This is a genomic window from Clostridiaceae bacterium (assembly GCA_012840395.1).
Classification (GTDB): domain Bacteria; phylum Bacillota; class Clostridia; order Acetivibrionales; family DULL01; genus DULL01.
Genome location: DULL01000003.1, coordinates 1 through 21568, shown reverse-complemented (window position 1 = coordinate 21568; position 21568 = coordinate 1). Strand labels below are relative to the sequence as shown.

19 protein-coding genes and 1 pseudogene are annotated in these 21568 nt (G+C 37.1%); 15 read left to right on the top strand and 5 right to left on the bottom strand.

What is annotated here, in order from left to right; all coding sequences use genetic code 11:
* Positions 1-433: 433 nt before the first annotated feature.
* From GXX20_00405 to GXX20_00340, 14 genes and pseudogenes are all read left to right on the top strand, one after another.
* Positions 434-829, top strand: a pseudogene (locus GXX20_00405) (recombinase family protein).
* Positions 830-1012: 183 nt separating this feature from the next.
* The gene (locus GXX20_00400; protein HHW30130.1) at positions 1013-2191 is read left to right on the top strand and encodes an AAA family ATPase; all 1179 of its coding nucleotides are present in this window, start codon (positions 1013-1015) and stop codon (positions 2189-2191) included.
* A gap of 53 nt (positions 2192-2244) precedes the next feature.
* Positions 2245-3663 (top strand): aldehyde dehydrogenase family protein, encoded by a 1419-nt coding sequence (locus tag GXX20_00395; GenBank protein ID HHW30129.1) that lies wholly within the window; start codon positions 2245-2247, stop codon positions 3661-3663.
* Positions 3664-3785: 122 nt separating this feature from the next.
* Positions 3786-4331 carry a hypothetical protein gene (locus GXX20_00390; protein HHW30128.1) on the top strand — a complete coding sequence of 182 codons (546 nt, stop codon included), beginning with the start codon at positions 3786-3788 and terminating at the stop codon, positions 4329-4331.
* Between the two features lie 166 nt (positions 4332-4497).
* Positions 4498-5067 carry a DUF1697 domain-containing protein gene (locus GXX20_00385; protein HHW30127.1) on the top strand — a complete coding sequence of 190 codons (570 nt, stop codon included), beginning with the start codon at positions 4498-4500 and terminating at the stop codon, positions 5065-5067.
* Positions 5068-5362: 295 nt separating this feature from the next.
* Entirely contained in the window at positions 5363-6007 is a 645-nt protein-coding gene (locus GXX20_00380) for a flavodoxin family protein (GenBank protein ID HHW30126.1), read from the top strand.
* A gap of 42 nt (positions 6008-6049) precedes the next feature.
* Complete coding sequence (locus tag GXX20_00375) at positions 6050-6820, top strand: hypothetical protein (GenBank protein ID HHW30125.1); 771 nt, start codon at positions 6050-6052, stop codon at positions 6818-6820.
* Between the two features lie 175 nt (positions 6821-6995).
* Positions 6996-7388, top strand: a complete 393-nt coding sequence (locus GXX20_00370; protein HHW30124.1) for a hypothetical protein — start codon at positions 6996-6998, stop codon at positions 7386-7388.
* Between the two features lie 254 nt (positions 7389-7642).
* On the top strand, positions 7643-8608 hold the full coding sequence (locus GXX20_00365) for a CAP domain-containing protein (GenBank protein ID HHW30123.1): 966 nt from the start codon (positions 7643-7645) through the stop codon (positions 8606-8608).
* Between the two features lie 286 nt (positions 8609-8894).
* Positions 8895-10736, top strand: coding sequence for an asparagine synthase (glutamine-hydrolyzing) (asnB, locus tag GXX20_00360; GenBank protein ID HHW30122.1), 1842 nt, complete (start codon positions 8895-8897; stop codon positions 10734-10736).
* 542 nt (positions 10737-11278) lie between these two features.
* Positions 11279-11626: a DUF2200 domain-containing protein gene (locus tag GXX20_00355; GenBank protein HHW30121.1), complete on the top strand. Its 348-nt coding sequence runs from the start codon at positions 11279-11281 to the stop codon at positions 11624-11626.
* 350 nt (positions 11627-11976) lie between these two features.
* Positions 11977-13479, top strand: a complete 1503-nt coding sequence (locus GXX20_00350; GenBank protein ID HHW30120.1) for a cobyric acid synthase — start codon at positions 11977-11979, stop codon at positions 13477-13479.
* 181 nt (positions 13480-13660) lie between these two features.
* Entirely contained in the window at positions 13661-14518 is an 858-nt protein-coding gene (locus GXX20_00345; protein HHW30119.1) for a DUF368 domain-containing protein, read from the top strand.
* A 64-nt stretch (positions 14519-14582) separates the two neighbouring features.
* A complete protein-coding gene (locus GXX20_00340; protein ID HHW30118.1) occupies positions 14583-15011 on the top strand; it encodes an EamA family transporter in 429 nt (142 codons plus the stop codon).
* Between the two features lie 288 nt (positions 15012-15299).
* Here GXX20_00340 and GXX20_00335 read toward each other — a convergent pair whose 3' ends face one another.
* The gene (locus tag GXX20_00335; protein HHW30117.1) at positions 15300-16262 is read right to left on the bottom strand and encodes a ribose-phosphate diphosphokinase; all 963 of its coding nucleotides are present in this window, start codon (positions 16260-16262) and stop codon (positions 15300-15302) included.
* 286 nt (positions 16263-16548) lie between these two features.
* Between GXX20_00335 and GXX20_00330 the strand changes: the two genes are divergently transcribed.
* Positions 16549-17772: an FprA family A-type flavoprotein gene (locus tag GXX20_00330; GenBank protein HHW30116.1), complete on the top strand. Its 1224-nt coding sequence runs from the start codon at positions 16549-16551 to the stop codon at positions 17770-17772.
* Positions 17773-17930: 158 nt separating this feature from the next.
* Here the strand turns inward: GXX20_00330 and GXX20_00325 are convergent, their stop codons facing one another.
* From GXX20_00325 to asd, 4 genes are all read right to left on the bottom strand, one after another.
* On the bottom strand, positions 17931-18332 hold the full coding sequence (locus GXX20_00325; protein HHW30115.1) for a hemerythrin family protein: 402 nt from the start codon (positions 18330-18332) through the stop codon (positions 17931-17933).
* A 145-nt stretch (positions 18333-18477) separates the two neighbouring features.
* On the bottom strand, positions 18478-19065 hold the full coding sequence (locus GXX20_00320) for a hypothetical protein (protein ID HHW30114.1): 588 nt from the start codon (positions 19063-19065) through the stop codon (positions 18478-18480).
* A gap of 18 nt (positions 19066-19083) precedes the next feature.
* Entirely contained in the window at positions 19084-19722 is a 639-nt protein-coding gene (locus GXX20_00315) for a TetR/AcrR family transcriptional regulator (GenBank protein ID HHW30113.1), read from the bottom strand.
* Positions 19723-20075: 353 nt separating this feature from the next.
* Positions 20076-21161, bottom strand: coding sequence for an aspartate-semialdehyde dehydrogenase (asd, locus tag GXX20_00310; GenBank protein ID HHW30112.1), 1086 nt, complete (start codon positions 21159-21161; stop codon positions 20076-20078).
* Positions 21162-21568 lie beyond the last annotated feature (407 nt).

Below are 21568 nucleotides of genomic sequence, written 5' to 3'. Positions count from 1 at the left end.
ACACATTTTTCTGGGATTACTACAAAACCGTAACGGCGTAAACTTGGGAACCGCCTAGTACGGGACCGTAGGCTAGGTGGTGTGAGAGGTCGGTAGGTGAATTAATCACCTACCTCCTACTCGATTTCTGTTGTGCGAACTAAACGGCGCGGAAGAATCGTGGCAGCGCATCTGTGTTACATATACCGATATGATTACTCAAGACTACGGTACGCCCGAGATGCTTGAGGAATATGGCAACGAGTTTACCGCGGCGGCTATGGAGCTGTATAAGAAAACCTTGAAATCCGCACCATCGGCCAGGTTCCTGCCATATATACACGAAAAGAAGAATTAGGACACACCGCGGTACAAAAGGTTGCGGAGCTTCTGATGACAGAATTGCTAAACGACCTTAAAACAGAGCAAGTCTGGCGCACTTTTACAATTACAGACTGGAAAAAACTCTTTTCTGGCTATACTGAAAAAGAATATTGAAACCGTATTAAGCGAGGACTTGGATGAAAGTACAGCAGATATTGATAAAAGGCTGGAAGAACTCCAAACCGAGTTGATCCAAAAGGCAAATTCAAAGGAAAGCTATGATAATATTGTCAATGAGATTTACCGGTTACGGGATTTGAGGCAAGAAATCCTCACGAGAAACGCTCTCCGCCAAGATAAGCGGGATCGGATTGCTGAAATGACTGACTTTCTTAACACGCAAACGGGTGATATTACGGAGTTTGATGATAAACTGGTTAGAAAACTAGTTGAAAAAACGATTGTATATTATGACAGGTTAGTGGTGGAGTTTAAGTCTGGGTTGGAAATAGAAGTAAACCTATAGCTTGTAATCATGTAGAATGTATTGCCTTGATGTCTGGTGAATATTGATCAAATCAAGCAAATTTTTGCTGTTCATGAGGAATGGGTGCAAAGTATTAATAGGAGAATATAAAAGAAAGACAGATATATTATTGAATGGCAGTAGTTTTTGTAAATATAATTTATTTAGGAGAAGAAGTAGTATATGAAGAAAATTTTATTTAATAGAAGAGGGTTCATTGCTGTATCTTGTATTGCATTATTAACTATTTTTGTGGCTGTCATATTGTTTCGTCAGAATAACGGAACATATGTGAAATATAAGGAATTTAATGATCAGCTTATAGAAGGAAAAATAACAAATGTCACAATTTATACAAAGAAAATTGAATTTCATAAAGAAGCAGATAATGAGTTATACTATACGGACAATCCGAAGACCAGTGATTTTAAGGAGAGACTTCTGCTATTAGGAATTGAAGTGAAAGACAACACCGAAGGTGAAGATGGCTTTGATGCGTTTTTAAGTATTTTCTTTGATGTAGCATTCATAGCTATTATCCTAATTGTAATTTATAAAATTTTTGGGGAATCCTTTAAATCTTTCAAGGTAATAAAACATACCGGAGTGAAATTTGAGGACATTGCTGGCTTGGATGATTTAAAAAAGGAAATCATGTATGCCGTGGACATGCTTAAAAATCCAGAAAAGTACAAAAGAAAGGGCGTACGCCCGACAAAGGGGATTGTGCTGGAGGGACCTCCTGGTAACGGAAAAACATTGTTTGCAAAAGCATTAGCGGAAGAAGCTGGTGTTAATTTTATAGCAACAAAGGGTGCTGATTTTCAAAGTGTGTTCATGTCAATAGGTCCAAGAAAGATTAAGCAATTGTTCCATAAAGCGCGCAGGCATAAGCCTTGCATAATATTTATTGATGAATTTGACAGCATAGGTGAACGTAGAAATTATGCGGGTTCTGGTATAGATAAGGAAAATAACCGTATGATTACGGCTATGTTGAATGAGATGGACGGATTTGAAAATGAAGACGGTGTATTGGTTATAGCAGCAACAAACTCTTATGCTTCATTGGATGAAGCACTTGTCCGCCCGGGAAGATTTGATTTGAAATATACCATTCCCAATCCTGATCAGGCTACAAGAGTTAAACTTATCAACTTATATACCAGGGAGAAAAGGCTTTCTGATGATATACGAATTGAAAATCTTGCCGGTAGCTTTAATGGGCTCAGTTGTTCGGCTATTGAAACTGTCTTAAATGAGGCAGCTGTAGTTATGATATCTGAAGGGAAAAGTGAAATTGACATGAACTGCATTATAAAAGCATGTAGAAAAATGGGCATCAGGATTATGAATTCATGATTTGATATTACTGGTGTTATTATTCTTGCAGATGAGAAAGGAAGGGAATAATAATGGCTTATACTCAAGAAAGAATACGGGAGATAGTCGCAAATCAGAGAAAATTTTTTCGTTCAGGAGTTACTCTTGATGTTAACTGGAGATTACAGCAGCTGAAAAAATTAAAGGCAGCTGTGATTGCCCATGAGGAAGAACTTGAAAAAGCTTTGTATGAAGATTTGGGACGTTGCCCAATTGAAGCATACATGTGTGATATTGGTCCTGTAATCGTAGAAATTAACGAAACCATCCGCGGACTGAAAAAATGGGCAAAGCCTGAAAAGCATTACAGTGGTCTTATGTGCTTTCCAAGCATGTGTACCACGGTATACAAATTGCCATATGGTGTTTCACTGATTATTAGTCCATTCAATTTCCCAATTCTTCTTACACTAGGTGTATTGACGGCAAGTATTGCAGGAGGCAATACTGCAGTGATTAAAGCAAGCTCAAAATCGGCGGCAAGTACCAAAGCCTTGCAGAAACTGATTGCGGGAACATTTCCCGAGGAATATGTTACAGTTATAGACGGCGGCCACGATGTGGCTGACATGTGCCTTGCACAACGATTTGACAAGATATTCTATACAGGTTCTCCTGAGGTTGGTAAACACGTAATGGCAGAAGCAGCAAAAAATTTGACTCCAGTAGCACTTGAGCTTGGAGGTGAAGAGGGTAACTGGTGTATTGTCAGAAAAGACGCAAACATTAAGGATACAGCACGTAAAATTGCATTTTTCAAGATGTGCAATGCAGGACAGATTTGTATTAATATTAATCAAGTTGCAGTGGCTGATGAGATAGCGGATTCATTTATTGAGGCGCTGATAGGCGAGTTTATCAGACAAATCGGAGAAAAGCCCGAAGAAAACGAAGAATATCCAAAGCTAATAAACGATGCGGCATATGACAAATGCCAGAAGCTGGCGGATGAGTACAAAGACAGAATAATTTTCGGAGGAAGTGGCAACAGGGAAACAAGACGGTTTGCTCCGACTATCATTTATCCAGTCAAAATAGACGAGTATATAGTACAGCATGAATTGTTCTGCCCATTGCTGCCGATTATACCTTTCAAGGACGAAGAAATTGACAATCTTATGGACACTATTGCCGACAGAGAACATCCTCTTGCTATGTATGTTTTCACCAGCGATATGAGATGGGCAAAGAAGGTTATGTCAACCCAACAATATGGCGGAGGGTGTATTAATGAGGTTTGTATTCATATGATGGTAAAGGGAGTGCCGTTCAACGGGGTAGGACACTCTGGAATGGGTGCATACCATGGAGAATGGGGGTTCAGGGAGTTCACGCATCCTACCACGGTTTTGAAAGGTAAAACCTATTTTAATCTACCGCTACGAGAACACCCATATACTGGGAAATATGAAAAAATGAAAATGTTTCTGTTGAAATTGTTTGAAAGATAAAAATGATAGCCCTGGATATTTACCAAGACTAACCGATGGACATCAATTTCATAAACAGAGCTATGTGGAAGTGCCTAATATTATTTTCAAGGCTGTAGACCTTAATCTAGGAGGTTGCTGAAATGTTCAGCATGACAATCTATATTATTGAATGCGTAGTAATGATGGCTATATTTGGTATTTTGGTATTCGGAATGTTACTGATTAATCCCGTCAGCTTTGTCAGTGATTACCCACCTGAGATACAGGAAGAATACTTTCGTTCACAGCACAAAGAGGCAGAAAGAAAGAAACTGAACGCAATAATGATAATCAAAAAAGTAGCTGCGGTGATTGCCTTCGCTTTTATTTTTGCATGGATGGCTCATTTAGCAGGAGCAGTAAGCTTTGTACAGGGCTTGTTCGCTGTATATGGTTATATTATAGTGCTTACAGTATTTGATACCTGTATTCTGGACTGGGTGTTGTTTCCGAACATCAAGAGAGTACGCCTTCCGGGAACAGAGCATATGGACAGAGAGTATCATCAAAAACTGTTCCATGTGAAAGTTTTGCTGCCAATGGTACCGGTATTTGCCATAGGTGGTGTGGTTAGTGCGCTGATCATGTCTTGGATATGGAAGGAGGAATCCCGTTTTGCTGGGCTACATCCGTTCAGAATAATTTGAGAAATGAATAATGAAGAAAGCTTTTTTGTGCTGTTTGCGAATTTGAAATCATTGCAATATAATTATAAATACTAGATATGTATGATAAATGACGTATACATACAATTGACATTACCAAAAAAATGTTAATATCATATCAGAATCAAATTCCAAGGCAGGTGAATCTATGCCAAGATATATTGCCCTGCTCCGGGGCATCAACGTCGGGGGCAAAAATAAAATCTCCATGAAGGAATTGAAGGAGCTTTTTGAGGAAAACGGATGCAAAGATGTGGTTACATATATAAATAGTGGAAATATCATATTTTCAAGAGACAGTGAAAATGATAGTGGTAACAATGAGAATGTCGAATCATTGAAGAAGCGCTGCGAGGCCTTCATTACCAGGAGGTACGGCATGGAGCTGCCGGTCATGGTGGTAACAGACATTGAGTTGCTTGATGTCTTGGACAATGCACCGGAGTGGTGGGATGCTGACAGGGACTCAAAGCATAATGCCCTGTTTATCATACCGCCCATCACTGTGGAAGACGTATTCAGGGAAGTGGGGGAGCCTAGAACTGAATACGAAAAGGTCGCAAGCCACGGTAGGGTAATTTTCTGGTCTGCGCCTCTGAAAACCTTTTCAAGGACACGCTGGTCTAGGATTGTAGAAAAGCAGATTTACGATAATGTGACCATCAGGAATTCCAACACGGTTAAGGCATTGGCCAGGCTGTGCAGGGGCGGAGATTGACTTTTTGCTTGCTGATTGCTTTAATACCTTTGTCTATTCCAAGCCTGTGGCGGTCAGGTCTATTCTGATAAAAAACATGATGAACTCAGGGATTCCTGAACAATATGCAAAGGAGCTTACTAGTGAGTTTCGGCTAAAGAACCTGTTTGGCTAGATACCACTGTGATACACACTAACAACCATAATTATACAACAATACAATATCTGTCCATATAGCTTTTTTTTGAAAAGGCGAAAATCTATGATTGAGTGAAAAAATAAAAGAAAAAAGAAAATACATTATGGAGGTATAAAGATGAAATATATTGTTGCTGTTAATGCCAGTCCACGCAGAGGTTGGAACACAGGCCAACTGATAGAGGCGGCTGCAAAGGGGGCAAAAGAAGCTGGAGCAACTGTAGATATAATTGATCTTTATAGACTGGATCCTTTTCAAGGATGTATCTCCTGTTTCGGTTGTAAACGTCCAAAGAGCTTTGGACGATGTGTCTCTAAAGATGGATTATCAGAAGTCCTGGATAAAATTTGTAAAGCAGATGGACTAATTATTGGTTCACCAAATTATCTAGGAAATTTGACATCAGGGTTTAGGGCGCTTTATGAACGTCTGATTTTTCAGTACCTGACTTATAATAAGGAACGCCCCAATTGTAATGAGCATATGATTCCGGTCCTCCTTATAACCACAAGTAATTGTGATGAAAGTCTTTATGATAAAATAGGTTATACAACAATGCTAGAAGGTTATAAACAAATGATGGAACGCTTTTTTGGACCAACAAAAATCATGATCTGTGGAGATACTCTGCAGGTAGATGATTATAGTAAATACGACTGGACCATCTTTGATCCGGCGAAGAAAAAAGCCCATCATGAAGTGGCATTTCCACTAAAATTGAAAGAAGCATATGAGCTTGGTGCTGGACTTATTCTTGGGTAATGTAATAGAATTAAAAGCAAATATAAAATATTGGGTAAATATATGAAGAAAAAATATCTAGAGTTTAAAAATACTTTAAAAAATAAGCATAAAATGATATTGTTGACTATGGCATGCAGTACAGTATTATTATTTACTGGTTGCCGGAGCTATGCTGAAAGCTCAAAGAATGTATACATTGATATTAATCAAAGTGTGGATGATAAAACAACTGAGAATAATAGTAAAGATACAATTACGCCAGTGAAGTCAAATGAAGATGAAGATATTACATTTACTGTAAATGAGGATATTAGTAAAGAATTAACAGATCTGTTTTCGGATTTGTCAAAGTATAAATTTATATTTGCCAGTGGGGTTGGAGCTTGGCAGACGATTCTGACTGTTAACGAAGATGGAACCTTCGAAGGAGTATATTCTGATTCTGATATGGGAATTGCTGGAGAAGATTACCCGCATGGAGTTGTTTATTTATCAACATTTGAAGGTAAATTTACAGAACCGGAGATAGTAAATGATTATACATATTCTGTGTTTATTGAATATCTAAATCTTGAGAAAGAAATAGAAAGTGAAGAAATCATAGATGGTATTAAATATATTTATTCTGAACCATACGGAATAAATGGTGCAAAAGAGATCTTAATCTACACGCCAGAAGCTCCGGTAAAAGAATTACCGGAAGGATTTAGAAGCTGGACCGGCCTTATGGATGAAGATGATTTGAAGGGTAAATATTTGGGATTTTATGGGTTATACAATGTAGAAACAGAAAGTGGGTTTTCAAGTTATAAGCTAGATGGAGTAGAGTAATATTAAAGTATCCTGATATATTTCCATAGCGGATGTGTTCTATAATGCAGCATAGGATTGTAGACAATATCGTATTCATGCTTGCAAGGGAACTTCACACAAAACCATTGTGATAAAAACCGAACTTGTCAGGCGCTATGGTAGTATTAAAACAACACAATTTGGGGTTATAACAATGTTTCATATATTCAGTAACCAAAAAGAACGTCTCGCAAACTGCAGCTCAGCATTCATTGAACTGCAGTATTGCAAAATGAAGGCGGGAACTCCCGCGAAAATCATTGTGTCGGTAAGTTCTATAAATCACTGGCAGGATGATTCCCTCTACATTAATATCGATAACATTGACGATTTTTTAGATAACTACTGCAACATATTTAAATACGGACTTTACAGCAATTTGCAGCGCGGAATGATTGACCTCTATGGAATCAACTATTACTCTCCTGCGCAGGTACTTCAAATCCTAAGCACCGTGGAAGAAAAAAAGCCGGTGGACTATGCCATGCTGAGAGATTGGCTGAATAAAGCTTCTGTGTATAATGGGATTTATATCCTTGGAATCTGACAAATCCCACTTTCAATATGTCTTTAAAATATGTCTCAAAAACACAAGAGGTCTGCTCATAATAGATGATAAAGCCGATCTTGCCAAGTTTTGAACTGTACAAGATTTACTCAAGTTTTTCAAGTTGAGCATTGTTTCATGTCGAAAAAACCGCATTTCATGTCAAAAGCATTTTATCCATGTCAATTATGATAAGTTAAATTTAACTAAAGCATCTGACTTTGAAAAGCAAATAATTACTTAAGAGGGATAAAATGCATGAAAACAAGAACTTGTATTCTGACGGACACAGGAAGAACATAAAAACAGAGTCTTTTACTTACATAGGAATAGGTTATACCTATAGAGACAGTCTAGGGAACTGGGAACAGCTTTTTGCTTCCAGCAAGGACAGTGAATGCGTAAGTATTGAATATGATGCTGATAACTATCCTGGTGTAAATAGGGCTAAAAGCTCTACAGATAATACTTCTGCGACCAATGAGACAGGACAGGGCTCTTCCGGGGAAACATCCTCAGGTGAAACGCCATCTTGTAGAACCACTGAACCATCAGTTCCAGTTACCGCACCAGTTACTGCTAACCCAAGTGATACGAGATTTGTGATGAATGGCAAGACCGTGTCAGTTACGGCTGCGTACAATATAAATGGTACCAATTACTTGCAGATTCGCGCTATTGCTGCTATGCTAAACGGTACTGCTGCTCAGTTTGATGTAGCCTGGAATGGACAGTATGCCATCATAGAACCTGGCAAGTCTTATAGTGGTACAGTTACTGAAACCAGGTTTCAAAGTACAACCGATGTCCGCAATAGTGATACGAAATTCAAGATGAATGGCGAAGTATTTACTTTTTATGACGCACGGCCGATTGACGGTGATACCAATTACATTCAACTGCGCGAGTTCGCACAGAAACTTTCCGGAACCCCATCACAGTTCAATGTATACTGGGACAATGAGGCAAGGCAGGCGGTAATCCAGCCAGGTGTATACTATACGGGGGAGGCACCTGTTGATAATCCATCAGACGATACAAATAGTAAAGAGAAAGAAATTTACTATATCAAAGCTTCAAAAAACGAAAACTTTGTCATTGATGTATCCGGTGCGAGTGAAGAGGATGGCGCAAAACGCAATCTTCGTGCCTGGAATGGTAATGATAATCAAAAGATCAGACTTAAAATCCGTGCAATATATGAGAATTGCAATATATGAGCATACAACATAAAGGTATGCATAACCATGCTGTAAAGCAAAGATCAAATAATAATAGAAAGAGTCATATGCCCAATGAAAATGTAAACCTGTTTATGAAGCACTGGTGGAAAAGGAAGCAGGGTTTGAATTTACCCCGGATGAGTTAAAGAAAAATATCTTTGAGAATAAATAAAAATATAAACGAATCACATAGAAACAATATTGAAGGTAATGCATAGTATATAAATACCGATGACAAAGGCGTCATAATGAGTGACGCCTTTTAATTTTTAGGAGGGTATTTATGTGCGGAATTGCAGGTTGGATTGATTATAATAGGGATTTAAGAAATCATGAGGATATCATAAACAAAATGACAGGTACTTTGGTGCGCAGAGGACCTGATGCACAAGGTATTTATCTGAAGGAAAACGTGTGCTTGATGCATCGAAGGCTCATTGTTATTGACCCTGAAAACGGTATTCAACCAATGACATTAGAAAAAGGCGATACCAGATATACCATTGTTTATAACGGAGAGCTTTATAATACAAATGAGCTACGTGACGAACTTTTAGCTTTCGGATATCATTTCCGGGGACATTCCGACACCGAGGTTCTGCTGACAGCATTTATACATTGGGGCGAATTATGCCTGGAAAAGCTGAATGGTATTTACGCTTTCGGTGTCTGGAACGACACAAGCAAAACTATGTTTTTGGCTCGCGACAGAATGGGAGTAAAGCCTCTGTTTGTATATAACTATCCCAACGGCATGATTTTTGGCTCCGAATTAAAAACCTTGCTGGCAAATCCCTTAGTCAAGCCTAGGATTGATAACGATGGCCTCAAGGAAATTTTCCTCTTGGGACCGGGCAGAACAAGCGGCCAGGGAGTTATCAAGGGTGTAACCGAATTGAAACCCGGAGAGTTTTTGACCTATGAGCAAAAAATAGGATGTAAAGTCCGTAAATATTGGAGATTAAAGGCCAGTGAGCATACCGATGATGTTAAAACCACAATAGAGAATACTCGCTTTTTAATCACCGATGCGGTTAAACGTCAGTTGGTATCGGATGTTCCGCTATGCTGCTTTTTGTCCGGAGGACTTGATTCCAGTATAATTTCAAAAATAGCTTCCGAATGTTACTTATCTGACAACAAAGGAAGGCTTCATACTTATTCAGTTAATTATATTGACAATCAGCAGTACTTTGTAAAAAATATTTTTCAACCTGATTCTGATGAAGAATATATCCAGATGATGGTAAATGAGATAGGGTCGCAGCACCATGAAGTTTTGCTGGACAATGAAGATTTGGAAAAGCATTTAGGTGAGGCAGTGCTTGCCCGTGATTTGCCTGGTATGGCAGATGTAGATTCTTCGCTGCTCCTGTTTTGCAGAGAAATCAAAAAGGAGTTTACCGTTGCAGTTTCCGGCGAATGCGCAGATGAAATATTCGGCGGTTATCCGTGGTATCACAACAGGGATATTTTATTCAAAGATACCTTTCCTTGGTCACAATCTTTGAATTTAAGGCAAAGCATTTTAAAGCAGGGCTTGCTGATTGATGGTGAAGAATATGTAAAACAGCAGTACAGTGACACCGAAAACGAAACTGATACTTTACCCGGTGACGGAGAACTTGAGGTCCGTATGAGGCAAATGTTTATGCTGAATTTAAATTGGTTCATGCAGACATTGCTGGATAGAAAAGACAGAATGAGCATGTATAACGGGCTTGAGGTAAGAGTGCCTTTTTGTGACCACCGCTTGGTAGAGTACGCCTATAATATGCCCTGGAACATTAAGTCTCTTAACGGCAGAGAAAAAGGAATTGTAAGGGAGGCCATGAAGGACATTTTACCTGACATAATTATATGGCGTAAAAAAAGCCCATATCCGAAAACTCACAATCCCAAATATTTGAATGCAGTTAAGTCAAGCCTGCAAAAGATACTGATTGATTCCAACTCTCCATTGGTGCAGCTGATTGACAAGAAAAAGGTGCAGGAGATTATCGATTCTGATGGAAAGATTCTTACAATGCCTTGGTACGGTCAGCTCATGACAGGTACACAGTTAATGGCATATTTAATCCAAGTTGATATCTGGATGAGGGAGTATAAGATTGAGATAGTATAAAAGATGTATCAAACCTGTGATGTAATGACAATCAGAATGTTGATTATATCGATTTATGGAACTTCTAACGGTGAGTTTAAATAATTTATTCTGACTGTACTTCCGGTACTTACATTTTTCATGGCCTGAAAAGGAATACTTTTCATAAGGTTTATTCTATAACATTATTTGGGAGTTGTATGGTATAATTAACTCGATTTCCAGGTATAGTTCAGAATGTAAACAGATAAAGAGTGGAGAATGTGAGAGGTATATTTGCCAGCCAGGGTGTTGAATTGATATTATCTCAAACGTTTATTTCCAAGTTGCATTTATATTGATATAATATGTTGATAAACAGGTATACATATATGACACCGGTAGAGGGACTATATGCTTCAATTTGATATAGTCCTGGACTTTTCAGAATCTACAGAGATTGTTTGCATTAATGGATCTTGAGGGTGTATAGGCATAAATGGATAATATCTCATAAATAAGACGTTGATCTGGATTATAAAAGTATATGATAATAAAAGTAATATGCAAGGGAGCTAAAAGCTATGAAAGAGAGAATATTTACCACCGCTTTTTCAAAAGTTTATCCTATGTATGTTCAAAAAGCAGAGAAAAAGGGGCGCACAAAAGAAGAAGTAGATACAGTAATTTGCTGGCTGACAGGCTATGACGAGAATGGCTTACGGGAGCAAATCGAAAAAGAAGTTGATTTTCAAACATTTTTTGCTGAAGCCCCGCAAATCAATCCAAATGCTAATAAAATCATGGGAGTAGTCTGCGGTGTCCGAGTAGAGAATATTGAGGACCCGCTTATGCAGAAAATCCGTTGGCTTGATAAACTTGTTGACGAATTGGCTAAAGGTAAATCGATGGAGAAAATATTGAGGAGTTGAGGGAGTCTTATATTATCCTGTCTTCTGCGAAAGCTCTTTGAAGAAGCCTTCGGCTTTTTATTTCAAGAAGCCCTATAAATACCTTGGCAATATAAGTCAAACAGTGGATTGTTCCAAAGTAAAAAATGTGTGTTTGTGGAGTGGGCCAACACCTGCTCAGGTGGCAGAAATCATAGCATAGGAAGACAGGGATTATCTTTTAAGGACTCGAAGCAAAAGAGATGAAGAAAGAAGATATTTGACAAAAAACTTAATAACTGTCAGATGCTGTGAAGATAATGGAAAGCTGATTAATGCAATAATAATTCATACAATAAGAAAGGTAACATGCACCAAGTGAGGTAATAAAAATGGCTAAGGCTATCATGATACAAGGAACAACTTCTAATGCAGGCAAAAGCCTTATAACAGCCGGACTTTGCAGGATTTTCGCACAGGACGGCTATAGGGTGGCACCTTTCAAATCTCAGAATATAGCCTTGAATTCCTATATAACTGAAGAGGGCCTTGAAATGGGAAGAGCCCAGGTGGTACAAGCCGAAGCTGCATATAAGAAGCCGGATGTCAGAATGAATCCCATCCTCTTGAAGCCAACAAGCGAAAAAGGTTCACAGGTCATCGTCAATGGCGAGGTTGTGGGGAATATAAATGCTATGGACTATTATAAAGACAAAACAAAATTAATATCTGTAATTATGAAAAGCTATAACTCCCTTGCCGCTGAAAATGACATTATAGTGATTGAAGGTGCGGGAAGCCCGGCGGAAATAAACTTGAAAGAAAATGACATAGTTAACATGGGAATGGCAAAGATGGCCAGTTCCCCCGTGCTTATTGTGGGAGACATCGACAGAGGCGGTGTTTTTGCTTCACTATATGGAACCTACATGCTGCAGGATGAAACTGAAAAGAAATATATTAAAGGGAATATCATCAACAAATTCAGAGGAGATATCAGGATTCTGGAACCGGGTATAAAAATGCCGGAAGATTTGATACCAGTTCCGACAGTAGGCGTGGTTCCGTATATGAACCTGAAAATAGATGATGAAGACAGCCTTTCAGAAGTATTTGAAAATAGTGGGGTGCCGGCGGACATTGATATTGCTGTCATAAAACTGCCCAGAATCTCAAATTTTACGGATTTTAATGCTTTTGAACTGATTTTGGGAGTAAAGGTCAGGTATATTTCAAGTGAAAAGGAATTTAAGTTCCCAGACTTGTTGATTCTGCCGGGAACGAAAAATACAATTGATGATTTAAAATGGTTGAGGAAAAACGGTATTGAAACTCAGATTCTGAAATATGCAAGCAGTGGAAATCCTGTATTCGGTATTTGCGGCGGATACCAGATGCTTTGTAAAAGCATTAAGGATCCTTATGGCGTGGAAGGTGGCGGTGAAATAGAGGGCTTGGGACTCATTGATGCCCATACCGTATTTGAAAAGGAAAAGACAAGAACCAGAGTAAGGGGAACTTTTAAGTATGCTGGTGGTATTTTTTCAGAGCTAAATGGAAAGAGTTTCGAGGGCTATGAGATACATATGGGTATAACAAAGGCTGATGGCTTTTTATCCATGCTTAAATGCATGGACGGTAGTGAAAAAACTGACGGACTTTGCCAGGGGAATGTTTATGGCACTTATGTCCATGGGATTTTTGATAGCGAAGAGGTTTTGAAGACTATTATAAAAGCTTTGTATAACAAAAAAGGTCTTAAATACAATGAAATATTAAGCTATGACGCAAAAACCCATAAAGAGCGGGAATATGACAAGCTTGCGGATGAACTCCGAAAATCTCTCGATATAAAGTATATTTATAAGGTGATTGAAGAAGGTATTAATTTGTGAATAGATTGGTCCATATAGATTGCGGCAGGGAAAAGTATTTGGAGAGGGGATTGTACTTATTTTTAGTATAATGCTATAATTTTCATCAGTAAGCTTAAAAGTGGTATATAAAAGACTATATATTTAAAATGATTATAAAAAGGAGGAATACACGCCATATAATATATGGTGTATTTAGTTTATGAATAACAAGTTAAAAAATGACCTGATTATAATGTTAAAAGGATATGCCATTGGCTCATCCATGAGTGTTCCTGGAGTGAGTGGTGGTACAATGGCTATTCTGTTAGATATTTATGATAGGCTGATTGGTTCTATCAGTAATTTTTTTAAGGACATCAAAGGGAATTTGTTATTTTTACTGAAGTTTTGTGTTGGAGCCGGTGCCGGTATTTGTTCCCTTTCATTTTTAATCAAATGGATGCTGGAGAAATATCCGATACCTGTATCTATGTTTTTTCTTGGAGCGGTAGTTGGCGGTATTCCTGCGCTGTATAAGAAGACAAAGGAATCCTCATTAAAAATATCCTCGGGTATTTATTTCCTGCTGGGTTTTATTATAGTAATATCTATTGGATTTATTCCGCAAGGAAGCGTCAATGTTAGCTTAGGTTCAGGTGTTATGCATTATTTAATGTTACTTGTTACAGGTATTGTAATTGCCATGGCTTTGGTGCTTCCTGGTATTAGTACCTCCCATATGCTGCTGGTATTAGGTATGTATGATGCTATGCTTGCTGCAATAACTGAATTTGATATTGTTTACATAGGAATATTGGGAATTGCAACGTTAATAGGAGTTTTTCTGATAACCAAGCCTATTGAATGGATCTTAAACAAATACCCTCATCAGACCTATTGGGCAATTATAGGATTTGTACTTGGTTCCACAGCAGAGATTTTCCGGGACAAAATATTACCTGCAGTTCCCCAAAATACGGATGCACTTTGGTGGATAGGTTTTGGCCTGATGTCAATAGCTACATTTATCTTAGGATTTATGGCTATCAAATCCTTGTCAAAATATCAGGAAGATTGATAATAACCTGTAAATTTAATTTTTTCGACAGCCAAGCAATGCCTTAATTAAGGAGGAACAACCAGTGTTTAATTATATCTGGCCAATCGCATTGGTCATTTTATCAAATGTTATATATCAAATCTGTGCTAAATCTGTACCAAATAGTATGAATCCTCTTGCTTCACTGACGATAACCTACACAGTTTCAGCAGTAATATCATTGATTTTATTTTTTTTGTTGAACAAAGACTTAAGTATAATCAGTGAATTTAAAAAAATAAACTGGGCACCATTTGCATTTGGAATTGTATTGGTCGGACTTGAAATCGGATGGATTTATGCCTACAGAGCCGGATGGCAAGTCAGTACAGCCCAGATTGTGCAGAGCGCTTTTCTTGCTGTTGCGTTAATCTTCGTAGGAACATTGCTCTACAAAGAAATATTAAGTTGGAATAAAATTGTCGGTGTTGTAATATGCCTGATTGGACTTGTGTTTATTAATTATGAATAATAATTATGATTTGAAAGGCGAATTCGGAAGTTAACCCACTTTACTATGAATAAATTATTCAGCATCTGATTAATGACAGTATCTTATTACATTTTCCATGGTTGGCTATTGCCGTGGCAATCACAGGGCAGATGCTTGTGCTGGTCATGTTCACAAAAACTAAATAAGCTAGCTAATATGAGTAGGTGTCGTAATGAACAGATGAGCACCCCTAATCAGCCTAAAATTTTCCAGTATGTTTGCCGTTTTTGTATATAAATACAGTATCTGTTTACTCAAATAGTCAAATCAGGAATCAATATTATCAAAGAGTTGACTTAGTGAGTCTTTGTTATGAATTATTTTTACTGCTTGTGCAAAAAGCTGTGTAACTGTTACTACTGTTACTTTAGGATGTTCAAAAGTTTTCTTATTTTCAACAGTATCTGTAATTATTAATTCTTCTATTGCACTATTTTCCAATGCCTTGAGTCCTTTTTCCCCTAAAAGTGCATGAGATACGCATGCATATATCTTTTCCGCGCCATGTTCTTTTAAAGCACGCGCAGTGTCAACTAGTGTTCCACAGGTTATCGTAAAATCATCAACAATTATTGCATTTTTTCCTTTAACATTGCCAATAATTTCGAGTATTTCTGCCTTTTCATCATGACTATAACGTGTTTTATCTCCTATTGCAACAGGAGCTTTAAGAACTGTTGCAAACTTCCTTGCATTTTTTGCAAAACCGGCATCAGGTGATACAACAACCATGTCCTTAATGTTTTTAGTTTTCAAATACCTGCATAAAATTGGCATGCCGTATAAATGATCCACTGGTTTCTTAAAAAAACCCTGAATTTGTGGACTATGCAGGTCCATTGTAATTATACGGTCTACTCCAGCTGCTTCAAGACAATCTGCACAAACCCGAGCCCTAATAGAAACTCTTGGTTCATCTTTTTTATCTCCTTTCGCGTAACTAAAATATGGTATAATAGCAGTCACAGAACTGGCACTCGATCTTTTGAATGCATCAACCCAAAATAGAAGTTCCATAAAATCGTCATTAGGATTCAAACCAATAGTTTGAACAATATATACATCCTTATCTCTAACCTTTTCAAGAATTTTTACAAACGTATTACCTTCTGAAAATTTAATTGTTTGTGATTTTCCAAGCTCGGTCCCAAGGTATTTGCACATTTTTTCTGCAAAACTTATACTTGAACTCCCGGCAAATATTTTAATTTCTATTTCTTCGTTAAACATTAAAAGTTCTCCTTTCATTACATCTTGTCCATTTATATAAATAATTACAATAATATAACAAAAAACACCATTTTATTATATCACATATAAAGTCTATATTAAGCAATTTTATATATAATCACATTATAATAAGTCCTGAATTCAAGGGTAGTAGCTGTATGAAACAGAAGCATGAAAGTTGCCAAATGTAATAAAAAATGTAATAATAGTTTATATTATTATTTGATATATCGACCCTAATAGTTGGAAAACAACTTATGGTAATTTTATTCAAGGGGGATTAAATATGAAAAAGTTGAAAATTGCAGATGGAATATTCATGCTTACAATGAATGTTGAGGATATACTATTTGAGGGTATTTGGGAGATTGCAAACGGAGTAACGCTCAATTCCTATATAGTTCAGGGAGAAAAGACTGCAATAATTGATGGCGTAATTAACTGGGATGGTATACCTGAAACTCTTTATAGAAACCTGGAAGAGATAGGTGTTGAACCTCAAAATATCGATTATTTGATTGTTAATCATATGGAACCGGACCATTCCGGTTGGATTTCAAACTTCAGAAAAATTAAGGATAATTTTACAGTAATATGTACTGATAAAGCTGCAAAGTTGGTGGCTTCCTTTTATGGCGAAGACAATATAAGGATTGTGAAGGAAGGAGATACTCTAGACCTTGGAAAGGGTAAGGTACTGAGTTTCCACCCGGTGCCAAACGTTCACTGGCCAGATACCATGTACACCTATGAAAGAGATACAAAAACCCTGTTCTCATGTGATATGTTTGGAACATTTGGAAAGATGGGGGACCATTGCTTTGATGATGAGCTGACACCTGAAGAGACAGACTTCTTTGAATCCGAAGGAATAAGGTATTTCTCCAATGTAATGGCAACCTTTACACCTAGTTTGAGAAAAGCAATTGAGAAAGCAAAAGAACTGGAAATAAACACCATTGCACCTGGTCATGGCCCGGTTTACAGAAAAAATCCTCAAAAAATTCTGGATGATTATTACAGGTTTTCCTTATATGCTGAGGGAGCAGGTAAGAATGAAGTTACTATATTGTGGGGATCCATGTATGGAATGACTGCAAAAGCAGTTGATTATGTAGAGGGCATACTTAAAAGGGAAGGTATCAAATACAACAAGCTGCAGATGCCGCTAAAAAGTGACAGTGAAATGGTGGCAACTGTCTTAAAGTCTGCGGGGATAATTATTGGAGCACCTACATATGAGTACAAGCTTTTTCCACCAGTTGCAGCAGCTTTAAATGAGCTTGGCAGAAAGAAGATAACTGGCAAAGTGGCATTCAGATTAGGGTCATATGGCTGGTCAGGCGGTGCAGAGAAGGAACTAAGTGAAATAATTGAAAGAAATAAGATGAAATGGGATTTTATCGAATCAGTGGAATTTGAAGGATCCCCAAAGGAAGAAGATCTTGTTAAGATAGAAGCCGGAGTATTAGAGTTTATTCAAAAGATGAAGGAGAAAGTAATAGAATAATTTTAAAAAGGCATCAAGAAATATCTTGCTTCCATAAGCACGAGCTGAATTGCTGCATTAAAATAAAAAATAACAATCTTATTATAAAATCTTAAAAAAAAACAGATTAGCCAGGATTTGCACTGCATAAAAAAGCAATGCAAATCTGGCTGCTGAAACTAAATACTTTTCACATATTCGCCTATTTTCTTGTCCATATTCCTGATGTGATTCGTAAGCCAATTAATAACCATTTTATTGGCATTGAGTATAACCAGAATATTGCCGCCGGCTTTGTTGTATTCGCTTTTCAATTTGGCAAGATCATTAATAAAGCTTGCATGTGCTTTCTTTTGAGCATCAATCTCAGGGTAGTGGATTTCTTCCATAAAAGCTTCTTCGTCTCTGAAGTGTTGCTTTGTGTATTCATCTAAGAAATCAAGCATTGTATTTATGTAATCTTTAGCTCTCTGTTCTTTTCCAGCTTCAAACAGCCCATTAGCTTTTTCAAACCATATTTTATGTTGGTCATCAATATTTTTAACACCCACCGACAAGTCGGGAGTCCACATTACCGGCATATAAATCCCCCTTCAGCTTATTGTTATATCAATTTTATATAATTTTTTAAATAATTTCAATAGATTTTCAGAAGAATGTCGTATTATGTCGATATGATGAGCATAATTCAAATATGATATGCGTAATTATTTTCAATGAGATACCTTATGCTTTAGGAGAAGGGTTATTTTTAACTGCTTGTTTATGCTTCTTAAAAAAGTAGCCTAGTCCAACGATACAGATAATCAAACCCAGTAATGCAGGTTTTAGGATAGTCATGCCTGCTTCACCACTAAATACTACGCTCCAAATAAATTTTAAGACAGCTGCTCCTATGATAACACCTAAAAGCCATTTCCAGTTTCTTTTCCACGCGGCTGTAAGAAGCATATAGAAGAATAAGGGTACTGCCAGACTCATTACTATTTTGGGAGCAGTCCAGGCACCCTTAAGGTAATCCATTTCAAAAGCTAAAAATTCTAATACTTGAGGATTATTTGCAGCCGGAGCGGGGAACCAGAACATACTCGTAAATAGTGCAAATATTGAAACGAATATACCAGTATAACTTTTCTTGAATGCAAATATCACCATCGGTATGATAAATAAAGGTCTTATATACCAGCTTAATATATTATGATGTCTTTCAAAGGCCCAATTAAAAAACATATCATTGGTCAGAAATATTACGATAAAAATTATTGTAGCAGCTGCAAACAACATACCTAATATAAAATCTACTTTTTTATTCATGGTAAGTCTCCTTTATATTTAATAATTTTTATTTTGAATTCCATTAAATAATATATTTAGTAGTGAATCTACAAAGTTATTTATATCTTCTTCATAACTTTCATATCTAACGTTACCAAACTTATTAAGCATATATTTATTAACTGCACTATATAAGGATTGCAGCAGCAAACTCAAGGCTAAAGGATCGATTTTGCTGTCTATTTCACCTTTAGATTTTGCATTTTGTATCATTTGAACAAATAGTGATTCTGATAGTTTATCTCCTTCCTTAATAACTGTTAATTTAGCCGATTGTTCATTTTCTTTGGAGAATTGTTCACCTAAGGCAGCATATTGAGGATGTTTTTTAGCAAATTCTATACCTTTTTGAAAAAGTAAACGGATTTGTTCCAACAATGTTAATGTATTAAATTCTCCAATAGCAGTGGAGAAAAACCTGATTTTTTCTTCGATGGCTAAAGTCATTATATAAACGTACAAATCCAGTTTGTCCGTAAAATACTGATAAAAGCTTCCTTTTGCAATGTTTGATTTTTTGCATATTTTATTTATGCTTGCTGTATTATAGCTGGCTTTAGAAAACTCCTCTATGGCAGCTAAGATTATTGAATTTTTTTTATCTTCTGGCAAGTTAAAAAAAGTTTGTTGTGGCATGGGAACCTCCCTTTGATGATAAGCAACCGAGTACTTTAATAATGTGACCATATGGTCACATTATTACTTATAGTATATGACCATGTGGTCATATTGTCAATAATAAAAAAGAATAGATCAAGTATCCAGAGGAATTAACTGTAGTTATGCCTACTGATATAATCATTGCTGACATGGGAAAGATAAGATTGAAGCAGTCCTTCGCCAGGCTGAACATTACAATGGTCCTTCTCTTGTTGTTTTTATGAATGGAAGCATGGGGATAGTTTAAGCATTGGGACGTTTCTTCTGATTCAGCCGAAGCGGAAACAGAAGAAACATTCCTTTTGTTGCCCTTAAAAAGTCCACTTCATTTACTTCTTCACAAGATAGCCTTCTTTTTTCAGAAGCTCCGCAATAAGTACTGCGCCACCTGCGGCTCCTCTTAATGTATTGTGGGACAAGGCAACAAATTTATAGTCAAAAAGTGTGTCTTTTCTAAGTCTGCCTATGGTTACACCCATTCCATATTCATATTCCCTGTCCAGTCTGGTCTGAGGCCTGTTGTCTTCCTCAAAATACTTCAGGAATTGGGCGGGAGCACTTGGAAGTCCTAATATTTGAGGTCTTCCTTTGAAATTCTTCCATCTCTCAAGAATAGTTTCTTCAGAGGGTGTTTCTTTAAATGATACAAATATGGCTGCCATATGGCCGTCTGTTACAGGTACTCTTATACATTGGGCGGTTATTAACGGAGAGGCTGCATTGACAATTTCATCTCCCTTAATAGTACCCCATATTTTCAAAGGTTCTTTTTCACTTTTTTCTTCTTCTCCTCCAATATACGGAATAACGTTGTCAACCATTTCAGGCCAGTCTTTAAATGTCTTTCCGGCTCCCGATATAGCCTGATAGGTACAAACTGCCACTTTTTCAGGACCAAATTCCATTAGAGGATGAAGTGCCGGAACATAGCTTTGAATCGAACAATTGGGCTTGACGGCTATAAAACCATTGGTGGTGCCCAGACGTTTTCTCTGGCTGATTATTATTTCAATATGTTCTGGATTTATTTCAGGAATTACCATGGGAACATCCGCTGTCAACCTATGGGCGGAATTATTTGAGACAACAGGAGTCTCGGCTTTTGCGTATCTTTCCTCCAATTCCTTAATTTCTGATTTTTTCATATCAACGGCGCAAAATACAAAATCAACATCTTTAGATACTTCTTCTACATTTGCAGCATTCTTAACTACAAGATTTTTAACATTCTCAGGTATAGGTGTAGGGAGTTTCCATCTTCCTTCAACTGCTTCATAATAAGTTTTTCCTGCAGATCTTTCACTTGCTGCCACAGATACTACTTCAAACCAGGGATGGTTCTCAAGAAGGGAAATGAATCTCTGTCCCACCATACCCGTTCCGCCTACAATTCCTACTTTTAATTTATTGTTCATATATATTTCTCCCCTCACAAAAGTTTGCATTTTAATTAAATAGTACTAATATACAAGGGTGTATACAAATTTTATTCAAGTGAGAGCCCTTACTATATGCCCTTACTTTAGTATACGCTCATCAAATTATGTTTGTATAGAATATATTATATAATTAAAAATTTATAATTCTGAATGTGTTTAGCGGACATATAAATGTCCGCGTACCAAACACAAATGTCTTTATACTGAGATATTTTATCACGAGAGTTTTGAAAAAACAAGTGAATGTATTACTTTTTTGTGTTTATTTTATGATAATGTCACCTTGTTAATTATTTTGATAAAATGTCACTATGAAGGGCAAGGTGTATTATCTAATGTCACAAGAGCAGCTTAAAAGGTATACTGTCATTGAGAAAACACTT

Coding starts and splice junctions, on each gene's coding strand:
- GXX20_00400 (HHW30130.1), top strand. CDS start 1,013: ATGAAGAAAATTTTATTTAATAGAAGAGGGTTCATTGCTGTATCTTGT.
- GXX20_00395 (HHW30129.1), top strand. CDS start 2,245: ATGGCTTATACTCAAGAAAGAATACGGGAGATAGTCGCAAATCAGAGA.
- GXX20_00390 (HHW30128.1), top strand. CDS start 3,786: ATGTTCAGCATGACAATCTATATTATTGAATGCGTAGTAATGATGGCT.
- GXX20_00385 (HHW30127.1), top strand. CDS start 4,498: ATGCCAAGATATATTGCCCTGCTCCGGGGCATCAACGTCGGGGGCAAA.
- GXX20_00380 (HHW30126.1), top strand. CDS start 5,363: ATGAAATATATTGTTGCTGTTAATGCCAGTCCACGCAGAGGTTGGAAC.
- GXX20_00375 (HHW30125.1), top strand. CDS start 6,050: ATGAAGAAAAAATATCTAGAGTTTAAAAATACTTTAAAAAATAAGCAT.
- GXX20_00370 (HHW30124.1), top strand. CDS start 6,996: ATGTTTCATATATTCAGTAACCAAAAAGAACGTCTCGCAAACTGCAGC.
- GXX20_00365 (HHW30123.1), top strand. CDS start 7,643: ATGCATGAAAACAAGAACTTGTATTCTGACGGACACAGGAAGAACATA.
- asnB (HHW30122.1), top strand. CDS start 8,895: ATGTGCGGAATTGCAGGTTGGATTGATTATAATAGGGATTTAAGAAAT.
- GXX20_00355 (HHW30121.1), top strand. CDS start 11,279: ATGAAAGAGAGAATATTTACCACCGCTTTTTCAAAAGTTTATCCTATG.
- GXX20_00350 (HHW30120.1), top strand. CDS start 11,977: ATGGCTAAGGCTATCATGATACAAGGAACAACTTCTAATGCAGGCAAA.
- GXX20_00345 (HHW30119.1), top strand. CDS start 13,661: ATGAATAACAAGTTAAAAAATGACCTGATTATAATGTTAAAAGGATAT.
- GXX20_00335 (HHW30117.1), bottom strand. CDS start 16,262: ATGTTTAACGAAGAAATAGAAATTAAAATATTTGCCGGGAGTTCAAGT.
- GXX20_00330 (HHW30116.1), top strand. CDS start 16,549: ATGAAAAAGTTGAAAATTGCAGATGGAATATTCATGCTTACAATGAAT.
- GXX20_00325 (HHW30115.1), bottom strand. CDS start 18,332: ATGCCGGTAATGTGGACTCCCGACTTGTCGGTGGGTGTTAAAAATATT.
- GXX20_00320 (HHW30114.1), bottom strand. CDS start 19,065: ATGAATAAAAAAGTAGATTTTATATTAGGTATGTTGTTTGCAGCTGCT.
- GXX20_00315 (HHW30113.1), bottom strand. CDS start 19,722: ATGCCACAACAAACTTTTTTTAACTTGCCAGAAGATAAAAAAAATTCA.
- asd (HHW30112.1), bottom strand. CDS start 21,161: ATGAACAATAAATTAAAAGTAGGAATTGTAGGCGGAACGGGTATGGTG.